This is a genomic window from Neolewinella maritima (assembly GCF_923081025.1).
Classification (GTDB): Bacteria; Bacteroidota; Bacteroidia; order Chitinophagales; family Saprospiraceae; genus Neolewinella; species Neolewinella maritima.
On the sequence record NZ_CAKLPZ010000001.1, the window covers coordinates 1,773,844 to 1,790,425 of the forward strand.

General features: G+C 58.3%; 11 protein-coding genes. 8 read left to right on the plus strand and 3 right to left on the minus strand.

What is annotated here, in order from left to right; translation table 11 throughout:
• Positions 1 to 66 precede the first annotated feature (66 nt).
• Positions 67 to 1,563, minus strand: a complete 1,497-nt coding sequence (locus MJQ68_RS07375) for a M14 family zinc carboxypeptidase (RefSeq protein WP_238750387.1) — start codon at positions 1,561 to 1,563, stop codon at positions 67 to 69.
• A 15-nt stretch (positions 1,564 to 1,578) separates the two neighbouring features.
• Complete coding sequence (locus MJQ68_RS07380) at positions 1,579 to 2,460, minus strand: 3-keto-disaccharide hydrolase (RefSeq protein WP_238750388.1); 882 nt, start codon at positions 2,458 to 2,460, stop codon at positions 1,579 to 1,581.
• A gap of 80 nt (positions 2,461 to 2,540) precedes the next feature.
• Here MJQ68_RS07380 and MJQ68_RS07385 point away from each other — a divergent pair, with 80 nt between their 5' ends.
• The 6 genes from MJQ68_RS07385 to MJQ68_RS07410 all read left to right on the plus strand — a co-directional run bounded on the left by MJQ68_RS07385 (position 2,541) and on the right by MJQ68_RS07410 (position 11,268).
• Positions 2,541 to 5,255: an ATP-binding protein gene (locus MJQ68_RS07385; RefSeq protein ID WP_238750389.1), complete on the plus strand. Its 2,715-nt coding sequence runs from the start codon at positions 2,541 to 2,543 to the stop codon at positions 5,253 to 5,255.
• A 570-nt stretch (positions 5,256 to 5,825) separates the two neighbouring features.
• Positions 5,826 to 6,650, plus strand: coding sequence for a ZIP family metal transporter (locus MJQ68_RS07390; RefSeq protein ID WP_238750390.1), 825 nt, complete (start codon positions 5,826 to 5,828; stop codon positions 6,648 to 6,650).
• Positions 6,651 to 6,963: 313 nt separating this feature from the next.
• Entirely contained in the window at positions 6,964 to 7,737 is a 774-nt protein-coding gene (locus MJQ68_RS07395) for an SDR family NAD(P)-dependent oxidoreductase (protein WP_238750391.1), read from the plus strand.
• A gap of 42 nt (positions 7,738 to 7,779) precedes the next feature.
• Entirely contained in the window at positions 7,780 to 8,253 is a 474-nt protein-coding gene (locus tag MJQ68_RS07400) for an acetyl-CoA carboxylase biotin carboxyl carrier protein subunit (protein WP_238750392.1), read from the plus strand.
• Positions 8,250 to 9,719: an acetyl-CoA carboxylase biotin carboxylase subunit gene (locus MJQ68_RS07405; RefSeq protein ID WP_238750393.1), complete on the plus strand. Its 1,470-nt coding sequence runs from the start codon at positions 8,250 to 8,252 to the stop codon at positions 9,717 to 9,719. The genes MJQ68_RS07400 and MJQ68_RS07405 overlap by 4 nt, the downstream gene beginning before the upstream one ends.
• Positions 9,720 to 9,729: 10 nt before the next feature.
• Positions 9,730 to 11,268, plus strand: coding sequence for an acyl-CoA carboxylase subunit beta (locus tag MJQ68_RS07410; RefSeq protein ID WP_238750394.1), 1,539 nt, complete (start codon positions 9,730 to 9,732; stop codon positions 11,266 to 11,268).
• 3 nt (positions 11,269 to 11,271) lie between these two features.
• On the opposite strand, the gene MJQ68_RS07415 is transcribed toward MJQ68_RS07410, so the two are convergent.
• Entirely contained in the window at positions 11,272 to 12,555 is a 1,284-nt protein-coding gene (locus MJQ68_RS07415) for a PQQ-dependent sugar dehydrogenase (RefSeq protein ID WP_238750395.1), read from the minus strand.
• Positions 12,556 to 12,970: 415 nt separating this feature from the next.
• Between MJQ68_RS07415 and MJQ68_RS07420 the strand changes: the two genes are divergently transcribed.
• Together MJQ68_RS07420 and glgP are read left to right on the plus strand one after the other, a co-directional pair.
• On the plus strand, positions 12,971 to 13,852 hold the full coding sequence (locus MJQ68_RS07420; protein WP_238750396.1) for a M57 family metalloprotease: 882 nt from the start codon (positions 12,971 to 12,973) through the stop codon (positions 13,850 to 13,852).
• 163 nt (positions 13,853 to 14,015) lie between these two features.
• The gene (gene glgP, locus MJQ68_RS07425; RefSeq protein WP_238750397.1) at positions 14,016 to 16,574 is read left to right on the plus strand and encodes an alpha-glucan family phosphorylase; all 2,559 of its coding nucleotides are present in this window, start codon (positions 14,016 to 14,018) and stop codon (positions 16,572 to 16,574) included.
• Positions 16,575 to 16,582 lie beyond the last annotated feature (8 nt).

Consider the following 16,582-nt stretch of genomic DNA (forward strand, 5'->3'; position numbering starts at 1 on the left):
CCAATTCCGCCCATTAAGGTGTCGTGAATATACTTAACACATCGTTAAGGTATGTTTACCACCCGATTATTTCTCTGCACCCGCGGCCCCGCCCTCCGGTGATATGCGAATGATGCGCCCATTGACTATCGCGGCCCGTAGAGAATCCTCACTGTCGTACAGCAATAGATCAAGGGGTAACCCCAGGCCCACCTCTTTTGCCAGACGCTCGTTGGGGCCCAATACCCGTAACTGCCGCCCGGCGTGCCAGGGTAGGGGAGCCGCTGTACGGACGGCGGTGTAGCCCTGTCGCAGCAGATCAACCGTCGATAGGACATCCACTTGCCGTGCGGTCAGCGTACCCGGATATACACGCCCTGCTTCTGCCCGCAGGCCACTGGCATCGTAGCGATCGAATGCATTAAAGGTGTGCAGATCACCCAGGTCGCTGATATAAGCCGAGCGTGTATACTCCCGGTAGTCCGGGCCCAGTGTCTGCTCCCGCACCCGCAAGCCTAGTGAGAGGGAGTAGCTCGAATCTTCCCGCTCGATCACCATATTGTCCAGTATGACCTCGTGCATCCCATTAGACTGGTTTTCAGGTATTTGCAAATACTCATCTACCGAATGACTTTCGTAGGCCCCTGTAGCGATTCCGTGGAGCCCGGTGATCAGACCCAGTAGATTCTGCCGCCGAATGCGCTGCTTTTCCGGGTCTCCAGGCAGTCCGCCTGACTCGACCAGAATGGTGCGCGTACCCCACTTCTGCAGGTTATCGCCGAAGGCTCGGGGCTCGAAGTCGTCGTTGTAGCGGCCTACCTGCCCGGGCAGACTATCCTGCCAGTAGCCGTTCATCAGGGCGATGAGCTGGGCGGCGTCTTCCCGTTTCGGACTCATGGATTTGTCCCAGTCATAGGCAGGGGCCAGGATGGAGAGCGCGCAGCCCCGTTCAGCCGGGAAGCCGGCACCGTAGTACACTCCCTGGTCGTGCAGATTGAACCCCCAGTCTGCATCCAGCCGATCGCGCTCGGCCTTGAGCAGCCGCGCCTCCGGAGTCGTGAGGTGCAGGGCATCCCGGTTCAGGTCAATACCCAGCGCGTTACGTCGCTCGTAGCGCTGCGCGCCATCGGGATTAAGCATAGGCAGCACTGTGAGGTGGAGCCGTTGCCGGAGCAGTAGGCGTAGCGAGTCCAGGGCGGGTTCCTGGCCCTCCAACCAGCCGAACAGGTCCATCAGGGCGGCCGTGGCGGTGGGCTCGTCCCCGTGCATCTGTGACCACAGCAGTACTTCGATCGGCCCTTCGCCGTAGCCAATGCGCCACAGCGGGCGCTGCTCTACCGATCGCCCCGCGGTGTCTACCGTGAAGGACGGGGGCAGCGCATCCACTAGCGGCTGTAGATCAGACTGCTTGAACCTCCTGCTCGTGATGCTGCCCTGCCGGTACGTATCCAGAGACGTCCGTACCGCAGCTTCCGGAAAGGCCAGGGTGGGCGCGGTCGCGGGTGCAGGGGTGGTATCAATCGGGGCGGTGCAACTCCCCATGAGGTAGCCGCAGGTGAGCAGTGCGAGTAGGGTATAGGTCATGGGAAAAGTGCCTGTTTACTGACTAAGGTCAAGCAGTTCGATGCGGCGAAAGTCAATGCCGTGACTCTCGGCCTGCAACGCAATGTAGCCTCTGGTGAGTAGTTCGCCGTCCCGGTCCAGCCACTCCTGGCGACTGCTATGGATCCCGGCGGCCTGCCAGTCGGCCTGCTCCCTGCTGCGGTAGATGAAGCCCCCACCGATCTGCGGACGGGTGAATTGTAGTACGGTATCTCCCTCGATCAGAAAATCCATTTGTCCGCCACCCCGTACGATGGCCTCAGCACGAATCCAGCTGTCGCCGTCGTAGGTTTTGCTGGTGGAGGAAATACAGTGGCGGTAATCTATGGTATCGGTCAGCACCACTGCGGTACCCGGCGTACAGACGTTGCCGGTCGGCCGCTCCTTGCCGTCACTTAATCCGCCCAGGAGTTGCAGCTCGATCGAGACCGGGAAGGTCTGACCGATCTCGTTACTCTCCGCGGACTGGGCGTGCAGCATAACGCCGCTATTGCGTACGTTCCAGCTAGCGCCACCCGGCACCTGGTCGCCGGTGAAGCGGTACTCGAACCGCAGCTTATAGTGGGCATAAGGGTTACGGTAGTAAAGGTGACCGTAGGCGTCGTCGAAGGACGTATAGTCCGCATAGCTTACGCGCAGCACAGAGTCCTCGACCCGGAAGGTGTTGCGAAAATTCACCCCGACGGGCTGACCGGCAAAATTAGGCGTCCAGCCCTCCAGATCCCGGCCATTGAACAAGCTTTGCCAGCTAGCCCGGTCGTCCTCCGCCGGTGTGGCATCGGTAGCAGACTGCGCAGTAGCAAGCTGGCAGCCGTTGTACAGCAAGCCTGACAGGCATATTAAGAGTGTACGGAGAATCGGTACGAGGGCGTTTGACATAGTATAGGTAGGCGGATCAGTTGCCCAAATTAGGTGATTTGTCACCGCTGCCACTACGTTAGCTCGCTACACCCCGGTTTATGAAGTTACTTTTTCGTTGTGCAAGCGTGCTTTCTTTGGTGCTGTTGGGACTAACTGCATGTGCACAGGACACGCTAACGGCGGAGATGGTCGTGCTACGGGGCGGCTACCTGCTGGATCAGCGGGGGGAACTTCAGATCGACGACCTTGACGAAGGAGCCGACTGGCGCGTAGTCGGAGCTGAAGATGGACTGGTAGAGACAAACAGCTACCTCTGGACACGCCTGGTCCTGCACAACGATATGGCGGATACCTACCCCGCGCTGCTGTCCCTAAGCCGCGAGGCGGATTCCATCTGGGTATACGCCGAGCAGGATAATGTACTCACCTACCGCGGACTACGTACCCTGAACAGTAGCGATGCGACCCAAGTAGGCGTCTTCCCGGCAGCGTACTCCGTAGAATTACGGGCGCGGGATTCGGTGCTGGTTTATGCGCGGATGTACTTCCGCGACGGCTGGCCGCTCGCGGCGGCGACTCGTGCCGTACAGACTGACGCACGGGCGGCCGTAAATCGCGAAGTGGGCCACACCGCCTGGCAGTTTTTCTATACCGGCATCATGGTATCGATCAGTCTGCTGAGTGTGTTCGTCTATCTGCTGTTCAAGGATCGCTCCCTGCTCCTATTCGCCTGGGTGACGATGAGTTTTGGACTCTACTTCATATCCTTTAACTCCATGACGGCGATCCTGGGCTTGCCTCCGGCCCGCCTAGCGGGCATTACCACGCTGCAGGTCTCGATCGTGTCTCTGGTTCTGGCATTATCGTTTTTCATTGCCCGATTTCTGCGCCTGGCTAGTGCGTATCCCCGCTATAGTCGCTACTACTGGGGTGTGACCGTACTGGCCGTGCTGACACAGGTGGTACCGTATCAGTTGGGCTGGCGGATGGTGACCGTGTTTCTGGTCGCCAACGTCGTTCTGCTCATCTGGGTGGTCACTGTCGCTTTGCCTATTCTTACACTGAGTAGGCGAAAGAACCCAGCGGCGCATCAGCTGTTGCTTTCCGCCATCATGCTGGCACCTCCCGGCGTAGTATATCTGCTAGATCTGATCTGGTACAATTCGCTCGGTGGACAGCTACAGTACGGGCTGCAGATTGGTAGTTTATCGTCCACCGCTATCCTTATCCGGGCGCTCACGCGTCAGATCCAGGATATGAAGACTACCACCAAGCGGCTCTCGGAACAAACGGAATTGAAGTCACGCTTCTTCGCCAATATCTCCCATGAGTTCCGTACCCCCCTGACGCTCATCATGGGTCCGCTGGAGCAGCTTCTCAGCCGACACCCGCAGACGGAATCATCCAATGACGAGCATGCCCTGCTATCGCTAGCCTACACCAATGCCAACCGACAGCTTGAACTGGTCAATCGCATCCTGCAGCTATCCCGCCTGGAGGCTAATGCTACGGAGCTAGATACTTCCGTAGTCGACCTCGTGCAGCTAGTGCACTCCGCCGGCGCATCGTTTACCCACCTGGCGGTCCAGCGCGGTATCAGTATAGTGTACGCTCAGTGTCCCCATGCCTTGCCGTGTACGTTGGACGCACGCAAGATGGAGGATGTACTGCATAATCTGCTGAGTAACGCGCTCAAATTCACCCCCCGGGGCGGCACGGTCACCATCGGGGTAGGGGAGGGGGAGCATGGCGTTGTCGTAGAGGTATCGGACACGGGTGCTGGAATACCGGCTTCCCAGTTGGCCGGCATCTTCGACCGCTTCATTCAGGCCGAAGGAAGTACCTATACCGAGCAGGAGGGTAGTGGTCTGGGACTTTCGTTGGTTAGAGAATTGGTGCGACTGCATAAGGGCAATGTCGCCGTGCGCAGTAGCTTAGGGCAGGGGACCACGTTCACTGTTCAGATACCACAGGATGCGATAGCCTCAGAAGCCGTATCGACGGACGGTGAGCAAACTGTATCCTCCGTAGAGCAAGCTAGCTACACAGCAGTTCCTGATGGGGCACAAACAGTCCTGATCGTAGATGACAATGCAGCGATTCGACTGCTCGTTTCGGCCGCCCTACACGCCGATTACCGAATCATCGAGGCTGCTGACGGTCAAAAGGCTCTACAAATAGCCAGGGATCAGCAGCCAAGTCTCATCATCAGCGATGTGATGATGCCCTTCATGGACGGGTACTCGCTTACCGAAGCCGTAAAAACAGACCTGGAGATCAGCCACATACCCGTCATCCTACTTACCGCCCGCGCCGCCAGCGAAGACCGGATCGCCGGACTTAGTATAGGCGGCGATGATTATATCACTAAGCCATTTAAGCACAATGAGTTACGTGCTAGGGTCCATAATTTGATTGAATCGAGGAAATTATTGCGACAGCGGTATGCGACCTCCATTGAGCTTAAACCCACCGAGGTCGCCGCAGCCCCCGTAGATGCCGAATTTCTGCAGCGCTGCCTGGATGTAGTAGAGGGCGAGTTGATGAACGAACGGTTCCGCGTAGGCGACCTGGCACGGGCAGTTAGTATGAGTCCCGCCAGCCTGAACCGCAAGCTGCGAAGCCTGCTTGAAGTATCTACGAACCAGTTTATCCAGTCGGTCCGGCTACAACGGGCTCAGGACTTATTAAACACCCAAGTATATACGGTAGCGGAAGTAGGTACAGCTACAGGGTTCAGCAGCACCTCATACTTCGTCAAGGCCTACCGGGAAAAGTTCGGCATCACTCCTGGCAGTGCACTGCGGGTTTAATGGGGAGCACCTACAGCCGCGAGCGCTGGTGCGAAGGCTAGCACACGGAGTTATTATGTTAAGTAGAGTTTTGTCTGTATCACTCCAGGGTAGGGAATGGGTGCTGTAGGAATACTTACATCCGTAGTATTCACCCTTACGGCTTAGTGCGCTGGTCGACATCTATACTATCGATGGGAGGGTGAAGCATTTCTTGAGTAACAAATAGATCGTGACCCTTTCGGTAGTGGTTTACTTTCGATTCACCAATAGATGAATAGAATAAAAATTGCCTATAATTTATATTATGTTAAGTAGAGTTGAAAACTACTTTGGGATTCCTCATGTGCTACCAGATGGCGTGATACCTTCTACTCGGATTCTCAGTCCGGAAACACATCTGCTTGGATGTAGGGATGTATCATCACCTGCGCCTGCTTTGAATAAGTTTTACGCACGGGGTAGCGAAGCCACGCTCGTTTCATACCCCTACCCTAGCGAGCCTACAACACTTACCACAGCCTTTACCAAAAGTTAGACGCGTCAAACAATTCGGTCCGCGGAGGGTATTACAGCCCTAAGTCCCCGACGATGCTTGATACGATTATTACCTATCTGGAGTCTATCGACCCCATCCTGGCTGCATTCTATGCGTCTTTGTTTACCTGGATCCTGACGGCACTGGGTGCTGCCCTGGTCTTTCCCTTCAAGAACATGAACCGGACGCTGTTGGATGGCGCGCTAGGCTTCACCGGCGGCGTCATGGTAGCGGCGTCTTTTTGGAGTTTGCTTGCGCCGGGGATCGAGATGAGTCCGGGCGAAGGCTTCGTAAAGGTTATCCCGGCTGCCATCGGCTTTGGTAGTGGCGCGCTGTTCATCTTTGCGCTGGATAAGGTGCTCCCCCACCTGCACATCAACCACGATATGAGCGAGCGCGAAGGGATCGACGCACCCTGGCGCAGGACTACCCTACTCGTGCTCGCCATCACCCTTCACAATATTCCGGAGGGACTGGCGGTGGGCGTGTTGTTCGGTGGAGTGGCCGCGGGAATGCCCGGCGCCTCGATCGGTGCGGCAGTGGCCCTAGCCATCGGTATCGGTATCCAAAACTTCCCCGAGGGGCTGGCCGTATCCATGCCGCTGCGCCGCCACGGCGTGAGTCCGTTTAAGAGTTGGTGGTACGGACAGCTCTCCGCAGCCGTGGAGCCAATTGCCGCCGTAGTCGGCGCGGTAGCCGTGACCTTCTTCACCCCCGTGCTTCCCTACGCGCTAGCCTTCGCAGCAGGAGCGATGATCTTTGTCGTTATCGAGGAGGTAGTGCCCGAAACGCAACTGGAAAGTAACACCGACATTGCCACCCTCGGCTTCGTCCTCGGCTTCATCGTCATGATGACGCTCGACGTTGGCCTGGGCTAGGTGGCCTACACACAAAAAAGGCGCGCAGTACGGAGGTCCGTGCTGCGCGCAGAAGTGTGTGTAAATAGCGTCTCAATCTAACAAATACAATCCCGTTAAGGACCTTTTCGTATATTCGTGTAGTAAGCTCAATTGCCCCAACAACTATCGATTACAAAGATGCGGCTTCTGCGCTGCCATCCGTAGTATAATCCGCTCAGTTTATGTGAATTATCGATCAATTGCGCGTAAACACTGGGGTTTGCGGCATAGCGCGTGCCGATCCGGTACCCGAACGGCGCAGCGGTCCGAACTAAAAGCACTAGGTTGCAGCATGAAAATTTCAGGTAAAACCGCGCTCATTACCGGCGGTGCGTCCGGTCTCGGCGAGGCCACGGTACGACACTTCCACCAGCTGGGCGCTCGGGTGGCCATTTTCGATCTGAATGCGGACCGTGGCCAGCAAATAGTTTCCGAACTGGGTGATGACCGCGCGGCCTTTTACGCAGTTGATATCACCAGCGGCCCCGCAGTCGAAGCCGCAGTAGCCAAGGTGATCGAGCGTTTTGGCAGCCTCCACATTTGCTGTAATTACGCCGGAATCGCGCCCGTGGTAAAAACCATCGGCCGCGATGGACCGGGAGACCTCGAGTTGTTCTCTAAGGTCATCCAGGTAAACCTGATCGGCTCGTTCAACGTAGCCCGTACCGCCGCCTTCGCTATGGCTAAAAATGAAACGTTAACGGAAGATGGTGAACGCGGTGTCATCATTCACACCGCTTCGGTCGCTGCCTACGAAGGCCAGATCGGTCAGGCCGCCTACAGCGCCTCCAAGGGAGGAATTGTGAGCCTAACGTTGACTATGGCCCGTGATTTGGCACGCAATGGTATTCGGGTAAACGCCATCGCACCGGGACTGATCCACACGCCAATGTTCGATGCCTTCCCACAGGAGGTGTACGACTCCCTAGCAAAGCAACCACTGTTCCCCGTTCGGTTGGGTCAGCCCGCTGAGGTCGCCCACCTGGCGCAGCACCTCGTCGAGAATACTTACATGAATGGTGAATGCGTACGCATGGACGCTGGTATTCGAATGCAGGCCCGCTAGAGCGACCCCACCATATAGCTTTATCTAATTAGCTTACCCCCCATGCACTATACGGCCAAGGTCGGCCAGACCGCCTACGAGATAACCCCTACCCTGCTGGACCAGCTGGACGTCAGTCAGGCCAGTAACATCTACCACCTCCTCCAGCACGGGCGCGGCTACCGCTGCGAATTACTGCACCTGGACCGCAGCAACCGACGGGTCGATGTCCGGATCAATGGGCGCCAGTTCAGTGTGCAGCTTGATGGCCCCCTGCAGCAACTGGTCGAGCAACTCGGGTTCGCCACGGCCCCCGTACTTGCGGCGGGTAACGTGACCGCGCCCATGCCGGGGCTGATCCTGAGCCTGAACGTAGCGACCGGAGATACCGTGGAGGCTGGCAGCCCGCTACTCGTACTGGAAGCCATGAAGATGGAAAATGTAATCAAAGCCACTGCGCCCGGTACGGTAAAGACCATCCATGTAGCACAGGGACAGGCCGTAGACAAGCAACAGCTCCTAATTGAAGTAGAATGAAGAAGTTACTCGTAGCCAACCGGGGCGAGATCGCACTGCGTATTATGCGCACGGCCCGCCGCATGGGCATCGCCACCGTAGCGGTGTATTCCGAGGCAGACCGCGGCGCACCGCACGTGCGCTTCGCCGATGAGTCCGTACTGCTAGGGCCGGCCCCTTCGGCCCAGTCGTACCTGCGGATCGATAAGGTGATCGAGGCTGCCCGGTCTACCGGAGCGGATGCGCTTCACCCGGGCTACGGATTCTTGAGTGAGAACGCCGAGTTTGCCCGCCAGGTCGCCGCGGCAGACATCACCTTCGTGGGGCCCCGCCCGCACGCTATCGAAGTCATGGGCAACAAACTGGCCGCCAAGGCCGCCGTAGCCGACTACGATATTCCTATGGTGCCCGGATTCGACGAAGCGGTGCGGGACGTAGCACGAGCCACCGAGATTGCCGACCAGATCGGCTACCCTATTCTCATCAAAGCCGCGGCCGGAGGTGGCGGTAAGGGGATGCGCATCGTCAACGCCGCCGGTGAGCTGTCCGAACAGATGCAACGGGCCATCAGCGAAGCGGAGTCCGCCTTCGGGGACGGTGCCGTGTTTATCGAAAAGTACGTAGCCGCCCCCCACCACATTGAAATTCAGGTGCTGGCCGACACCCACGGCAACTGCCTGCACCTCTTCGAGCGCGACTGCAGTATCCAACGCAGACACCAAAAGGTGATCGAGGAGGCCCCCTCTGCGATTCTTTCACCCGCGCTCCGCCGGCGAATGGGGGAAGCGGCCGTTCAGGTGGCCCGGGCGTGTGACTACGTGGGAGCAGGCACGGTAGAATTTCTTGTGGATGAGGAGCGCAACTTCTACTTCCTGGAGATGAATACCCGTCTGCAGGTAGAGCACCCCGTGACGGAGCTGATCACGGGCATCGACCTGGTGGAGCAGCAACTGCGTGTGGCCCGCGGTGAGCAACTTGCATTCACTCAGGATGAGCTCACCATCGACGGACACGCCCTGGAACTCCGAGTGTACGCCGAGGATCCCAGCAATGACTTCCTGCCCAGTATCGGCACGCTCACCACCTACCAACCGCCGGAAGCGGCGGATGCGCGGGTCGATGATGGCTTCACCGAGGGGATGGAAATTCCCATCTACTACGATCCCATGATCGCGAAGTTGATCACCCACGGAGCCACCCGGGCAGAGGCCATCGAGCGAATGCTGCACGCGATCAATACTTACCGGATCGAGGGTATCGAGACTACCCTACCCTTTGGTCGCTTTGTGTGTCAGCATCCCGCATTTCGCAGCGGAGACTTCAGTACCAACTTTGTAGCCCGCCACTTTACACCCGATGCGGTAGCCGAGCAGGACCAACAGGTCAGTGAGGTGGCGGCCCTGTTTGCCGCCCTGGTGTTCGAGCGCGACCAGCAGTCCCTTTCCTATCCTACTCCCTCCGCCGCCTGGCGCAATCGCCGCAGCTAGCCCCACCCCCATGAAGAAGAACGAATTACTCCGCGACAAGCTCGCCGAAGCCCAGCTGGGAGGAGGCCAAAAGCGCATCGACAAACAGCATCAGAAGGGCAAACTCACCGCCCGCGAACGCATCACCTACCTGCTGGATGCAGGTAGCTTCGAAGAGATCGGCGCACTGGTCACCCACCGCACTACGGACTTCGATATGCAAGACCAGGTTTTTTTGGGAGATGGCGTGGTCACCGGATACGGGGCCATCGACGGTCGGCTGGTCTACGTATTCGCCCAGGACTTCACGGTCTTCGGTGGCTCGCTTTCCGAGACCCATGCGGAGAAGATCTGCAAGGTGATGGATATGGCGGTCAAGGTCGGTGCTCCGCTGATCGGACTCAACGACAGCGGCGGCGCCCGGATTCAGGAAGGGGTACGGTCTCTGGGAGGCTACGCCGATATCTTTTACCGCAACGTGCAGGCCTCGGGCCTGATCCCGCAGCTCTCGGCCATCATGGGCCCCTGCGCGGGCGGCGCGGTATACTCCCCGGCCATGACCGACTTCACGCTTATGGTAGAGCACACGAGCTATATGTTCGTGACCGGTCCGAACGTAGTAAAGACAGTGACCAATGAGGTAGTCACCAGTGAGGAGCTTGGTGGGGCGGCCACCCACTCTACCAAGTCCGGTGTAGCCCACCTGACGGCTGCCAATGACGTGCTGTGTCTACAGCAGCTACGGGACGTGCTCAGCTACCTGCCGCAAAACTGTGAGGAGCTTCCCGCTCCCCTACCCTATACCCTGGGCGATGAACTACGCGATGAGCTAGAAACGATCGTACCGTCCAATGCCAGCCAGCCCTACGATATGCGTGAGGTGATCGGCGGGATCGTAGATGCGGAGTCGTTTCTGGAGATACACCCCAACTACGCCGAGAACATCGTAGTGGGATTTGCAAGACTAGCGGGTCGCAGCATCGGTATCGTAGCCAACCAGCCCTACAGTCTGGCCGGCGTGCTGGACGTAGAGAGCTCCCGCAAGGCCGCCCGCTTCACCCGTACCTGCGACTGCTTCAACGTACCGCTACTGGTACTGGTGGACGTACCTGGCTTCCTGCCCGGCACCGATCAGGAGTGGAACGGTATCATCACCAACGGAGCCAAACTACTCTATGCCCTGAGCGAGGCGACCGTACCACGGGTCACCGTCATTACCCGCAAGGCCTACGGCGGCGCCTACGATGTGATGAACTCCAAGCACATCGGGGCTGACTTCAACTTCGCCTGGCCGAGTGCCGAGATTGCCGTCATGGGTGCAAAAGGCGCCAGTGAGATCATCTTCAAGCGCGAGATCGCGGCCGCATCTGATCCCGCCGCAAAGCTGACGGAAAAGGAGCAGGACTACGCCGACACCTTTGCCAATCCCTACCGGGCGGCGGAGCGGGGCTTTATCGACGAAGTGATCTACCCCCGGGAGACCCGGCGCAAACTGATCCGTGCCTTCGCCAGTCTGGAACACAAAGTGGCCGTACTGCCGAAAAAGAAGCACGGTAATATCCCGCTGTAGCGACTACTTGGCGGTCGACACGCGCCAGATGATTCCAGCATCGTCGTCACACACCAGCAGGTCTCCCGCCGGGGTCTGACTTACGCCTACGGGACGCCCCCAAACCTTCCCGGCGTCCGCATCGGCGATGAAGCCGGTCAGGAAGTCCTCCGCGGGCTGTGGCTGTCCGTTAGCATCAAAGGGTATGAACACCACCTTGTAGCCAGCAAACTTCGAGCGGTTCCAGCTGCCGTGCTGACCGATGAAGGCCCCGTTGCGGTACTTTGCCGGGAAGGCATCCTCGGTATAGAACACCAGGCCCAGGGAGGCGGTGTGAGCACCCAGTGGTACGTCGGGTACGATCGCCTGCGCAGTCAAAACAGTATGGGGGTCATCGGCCCAGCGGGGATCAGGCAGCCCACCGTAATAACTGTATGGCCAGCCATAGAAGCCGCCCTCCTGTACGCTGGTGGCATAGTCGGGTACTAGTCCGTCGCCGAGTTTATCGCGCTCGTTGACGGCCGTCCAGAGGTCTCCGGTGACGGGGTTCCAGTCCATGCCCACGGGGTTACGCAATCCCGTGGCGTACTCCCGCATGCCGCTGCCGTCGGGTGCGATCTCCAGGATGGTGGCGCGGTTCGTCTCGGCTTCCATACCGTTTTCACCTACGTTGCTGCCACTACCCACGGACACATAGATTTTAGACCCATCCGCCGCGGCTAGCAGGTTGCGCGTCCAGTGGTTATTGTAGCCCTGTGGGGGGGTAGCCAGGATGCGTTCACCGGTAGCCTGGTCGAGCCGCTGCTGCCCCTCCGTGTAGGGGTACCGCCACACCGCATCGGTGTTAGCGATGTAGAAGTAGCCGTCCAGTTGCAACATACCGAAGGGCTGATTAAGCTGATCAGCGAACACCTGCCGGTCATCCACGCGGCCATCTCCATCGGTGTCGATCAGGCGCAGGATGCGGTTAGCGCTATTGCGGGTATTGCTCTCGACTACGAAGGTCTCGCCGTCGGGAGAGATATAGGTACTGCGTGGGTGCTGCAGTCCGTCCGCGTAGCGGCTCACGGTGAAGCCTTCCGGTGCCTGCGGCGTGCGCCCTGCGGGCCAGTCCACGATCTGACTCTGCTTTACGGCCGAGGGAGTACTATACGGACTAGGCAGTTCCAGTGGACCTACCGAAGTTTGGACGGTCACACTCTCCTGCTGCGCCAGGGCGTCCTTCTGGTCGGCACTAACCCGGGAGGCACAAGAGGTGAGGAGGCAGAGTAGCACCCAAAGGGTAGCCAGTGGAAAGAGTTGTTTCATACCTCCACAACAGAGCGGGCGGGGACGCAGGTTCGACGACTGGCCTGGTAGTCTTCTTCACACAGAACCATCTGATATTCTGTCTGCATGGTTCTTGGATTGCTGTCAACGCCATAGAACCGTAAGCAGGACAAATTTTATACATGCAAGAAAATACCATGCAAAATATTTGTGAATCCCGTCGTGGGTATTACCTTGCGATCACCCCATGAAAATTTAACACCTTAACCGCTCCGTTTACACCCGGACTAACCCATACCGTAGCCAAAAACTGGACTACCCCCCTCCCACGGACTTCACCCCGACGGATCAACTCGCTTTTTCAATCTGACTGGCATATTGCCCGGGTCCGACCCGACTGCCTGTGCCCGTTCAGTTCATCCATATTTTGTCTCATTCTATCAACCCATATCGTATGACATCACGTATCCTACTTTTCTCCGTGCTTGCTGCCGGTGTATTCACTTCCTGTACCGACGAGGCCCTCGCTCCCGAGGCCGTCCCGACCCTCACCACCACGACCGGCTTCCTGGTTGACGAGAACGAAGACGGCCAGGTGCAGGTCGCCGACCTGGGCTTCGAAGCGCCCATTCGTGCACACGTCGATGGCCACTCGGCCCGCTTCGCTGACGCCCGAATGATCATCATGGACCGTCCCGACGGAACTACCGAAACCATGTACCTGGTGGACGACGATATCGCACTGACCAAGACGCAACTCCGCGAGCTGAGTGCCATGGATGCCGCCCTGGAAAAGCAGTACCGCACGAACAACCTCGTGTCTGACAACAACATCAGCGTCATCGGCTACACCGGTGGCCGCAACGCCCTGACCAGCAAGATGCGCACCGCACTCCAGTGGGCCGTCAACAACTACAATGCCCTCAATACCAACAAGACGTTCACCCTACGCTTCGCTACGGCTACTAATTCCGATATCGTCGTGTACCGCAATCCCGACAACAGCGGGGCCGGTGGTGTAGCCGGTTTCCCTAGTGGTGGCCGTCCCTACAAGTGGGTCCAGATCTACGATGGTATGAGTAACTACGATACCAATACCAACGAGCACGTGATCACCCACGAGATCGGTCACTGCATGGGCCTGCGTCATACGGATTGGTTCAGCCGCGAAAGCTGCAACGGAACGGGCGAAAGTGCCGGCTCCACCGGTGCAGTACAGATTCCCGGTACGCCCTCCGGCTACGATGCTAATTCCGTCATGCTCTCCTGCTTCAGCTCCGGCGAAGATGGCGAGTTCGGTTTCTACGATCGAGTAGCCCTTGAGTACCTTTACTAGTCGTAAAAACGACTCAATACAGCAGGCCCGCTTTCCGTTAGGAAGGCGGGCCTTGCTTGTTATTCCGTAATAAAAGCCGCATTTTTGCCGCCCTTCTCCGTACACCCGCACCTGCCCCCCGGCCATTCCTGGACTTCCGGTGCTCCTAATACCTCAGTTACCTATGACGCTCGCCACCGCTCAGCAAGAGATGAAGCTCCGTCGCATCTTCATCAAAAACCAGATGCCCGAGCAGCTCACCGGCCTCTCCCGCATGAGCCATAACATCCTCTGGAGCTGGATGCCGCAAGTTGCCGAACTCTTTCGCAGCATCGACCCCGCGCAGTTCGTAGCGCTGAACTATAATCCCGTTGCCCTGCTGGAAGGACTCGCGCCGGCCCGCCTGGACGAGCTGGCGGCGGACAAAGACTTTCTGAAGCGGCTGCGTCGGGCGGAAAAAGCCTTCGATGCCTATCTGGCCGAACCCATGAAGAAAGACCTGCCCCGGGTAGCCTACTTCAGCATGGAATACGGTCTCCACATCAGCCTTAAGCTCTACAGCGGCGGTCTTGGCGTGCTGGCCGGTGACTACCTCAAGGAAGCCAGCGACAGCAACGTTGACCTCTTTGCGGTCGGACTCCTCTACCGCTACGGCTACTTCAACCAGGGCCTGAGCATGAACGGGGATCAGATCCACCACTACCCTGCCCAGAAATTTACTCAGCTGCCCGTCAAGCCCGTACGCGCCGAAGACGGCAACTGGCTGAAGGTACCCGTGACTATTCAGGGACGCATCGTGCAGGCTAAGGTGTGGAGCCTTGCCATCGGCCGGATCAACCTGTACCTGCTCGATACCGATCATGAGGATAACGGACCCGACGACCGGGCCCTGACTCATATGCTCTACGGGGGTGACAACGAACACCGCCTCAAACAAGAGATCCTACTCGGGATCGGCGGGGTACGCGCCATCGAAGCGATGGGCCTGCAGCCCGATATCTATCACCTCAACGAGGGGCACGCCGGCTTCCTTTCCCTGGAACGCCTCAAGAACTACGTCGCCGCTGGGCTAAGCTTCGCCGAGGCCCGCGAGATGGTGCGCGCATCCAGTCTGTACACCACCCACACGCCGGTGCCCGCCGGTCACGACCATTTCCCCGAGTACCTGATGCGGGGCTACCTGTACAACTACGCAGCCGACCTGGGGCTGGAGTGGGGTGACTTCATGGCACTAGGACGGTTACACCCCGATGATGCCGGGGAGGACTTCAACATGTCCAAGCTGTCGATACGGCTCTCACAGCGCGTCAATGGCGTATCGAAACTCCACGGGGAGGTCAGCCAGGAGATGTTCACCAGCCTCTACCCCGGGTACACGGCCGAGGAGGTACACATCGGATACGTGACCAACTCCGTACACTACCCCAGCTGGATCGCCGACTCGATGCACGAGCTGTTCTCCACCGAATTCGGCAACGACTGGGTCCGCGATCAGAGCAACAAGGACATCTGGCGCAACGTCCACAAGATCGACAACAAGGTGCTGGCCGATACCCGGCATACGCTCAAAGTGCGGCTACTCGACTACGTGAAGGCCAAACTACAGGTCGACATGCGCCGCCGCGGTGAGTCGCCCCGGATGACCTTCGACGTACTGAGCAAAATCAACGAAAAGTCCCTGGTGCTCGGATTTGCCCGCCGCTTTGCCACCTACAAACGCGCTACCCTACTCTTTACTAACCGCGACCGCCTGCGCGAACTCGTCAACCGGGAGGATCAGCCCGTACTGTTCCTCTTCGCCGGTAAGGCCCACCCCGCCGATCAGGGGGGGCAGGATCTCATCCGTCAGATCGTACAGATCAGTAAGGAGCCCGACTTCGCCGGCAAGATCATCTTCCTGGAGGACTACAATATGGAAATGGCCAAGCTGCTCACCCAGGGGGTAGATATCTGGCTGAACACCCCCACCCGTCCGCTGGAAGCATCCGGCACCTCGGGAATGAAGGCCGCGCTAAATGGCTCGGTCAACTTCAGCGTACTCGATGGTTGGTGGGCCGAAGGCTACCGCCCCGATGCTGGCTGGGCGCTACCACTGGAACGTACCTACGACGACCAGCACATGCAGAATGAGCTGGATGCCGAGACGATGTACAGCATCCTGGAGGATGAGATCGTGCCCACCTACTTCAATCGCGACGAGGACGGCGTAAGCGCGGAGTGGATGAGCTACGTCAAGCAGATCATCGCCGAAGTAGCCCCCACCTTCACGATGAAGCGGATGATGGACGACTACTACGAGCGCTTCTACCTTCCGCTGGGTAAGAGTGCCGCCGCGGTGCGCAAGGACGACATGCAGCCGGGTAAGTCCTACGCCGCCTGGAAAGAGGATACGGCCAACAAATGGCACGGCATCGAAACCATCGAAACCCACACGCTGGACACGGTTAACCATGCGCTACCGGTTGGCGAGCCCTTTTCCGCCGAACTCAAACTAGCGACTAACGGGATCGAAGCAGACCACCTGGTGCTGGAAGCGCTGTTCTACCAGCGCGTAAATGAGGAAAAGATCGTGCTGCGGCGTACCCAGGCCTTTAAGCTGAAGGAGCAAACGGATAGTACCGCTACCTACACGATTTCTATCGATCCCCACCTGGCGGGTGTATACGAGTACGGCTTCCGTCTGCGCCCCAGTCACGATATGATGCCCCACGCTCAGGATCTTCCCCTGGTATACTGGGTATAATCACCGCA

What these genes read in the sequence shown, in the direction of transcription:
- MJQ68_RS07400 (WP_238750392.1), top strand. Translation starts at nt 7,780, where the DNA reads ATGCACTATACGGCCAAGGTCGGCCAGACCGCCTACGAGATAACCCCT.
- MJQ68_RS07415 (WP_238750395.1), bottom strand. Translation starts at nt 12,555, where the DNA reads ATGAAACAACTCTTTCCACTGGCTACCCTTTGGGTGCTACTCTGCCTC.
- MJQ68_RS07405 (WP_238750393.1), top strand. Translation starts at nt 8,250, where the DNA reads ATGAAGAAGTTACTCGTAGCCAACCGGGGCGAGATCGCACTGCGTATT.
- MJQ68_RS07380 (WP_238750388.1), bottom strand. Translation starts at nt 2,460, where the DNA reads ATGTCAAACGCCCTCGTACCGATTCTCCGTACACTCTTAATATGCCTG.
- MJQ68_RS07410 (WP_238750394.1), top strand. Translation starts at nt 9,730, where the DNA reads ATGAAGAAGAACGAATTACTCCGCGACAAGCTCGCCGAAGCCCAGCTG.
- MJQ68_RS07390 (WP_238750390.1), top strand. Translation starts at nt 5,826, where the DNA reads ATGCTTGATACGATTATTACCTATCTGGAGTCTATCGACCCCATCCTG.
- glgP (WP_238750397.1), top strand. Translation starts at nt 14,016, where the DNA reads ATGACGCTCGCCACCGCTCAGCAAGAGATGAAGCTCCGTCGCATCTTC.
- MJQ68_RS07395 (WP_238750391.1), top strand. Translation starts at nt 6,964, where the DNA reads ATGAAAATTTCAGGTAAAACCGCGCTCATTACCGGCGGTGCGTCCGGT.
- MJQ68_RS07385 (WP_238750389.1), top strand. Translation starts at nt 2,541, where the DNA reads ATGAAGTTACTTTTTCGTTGTGCAAGCGTGCTTTCTTTGGTGCTGTTG.
- MJQ68_RS07375 (WP_238750387.1), bottom strand. Translation starts at nt 1,563, where the DNA reads ATGACCTATACCCTACTCGCACTGCTCACCTGCGGCTACCTCATGGGG.
- MJQ68_RS07420 (WP_238750396.1), top strand. Translation starts at nt 12,971, where the DNA reads ATGACATCACGTATCCTACTTTTCTCCGTGCTTGCTGCCGGTGTATTC.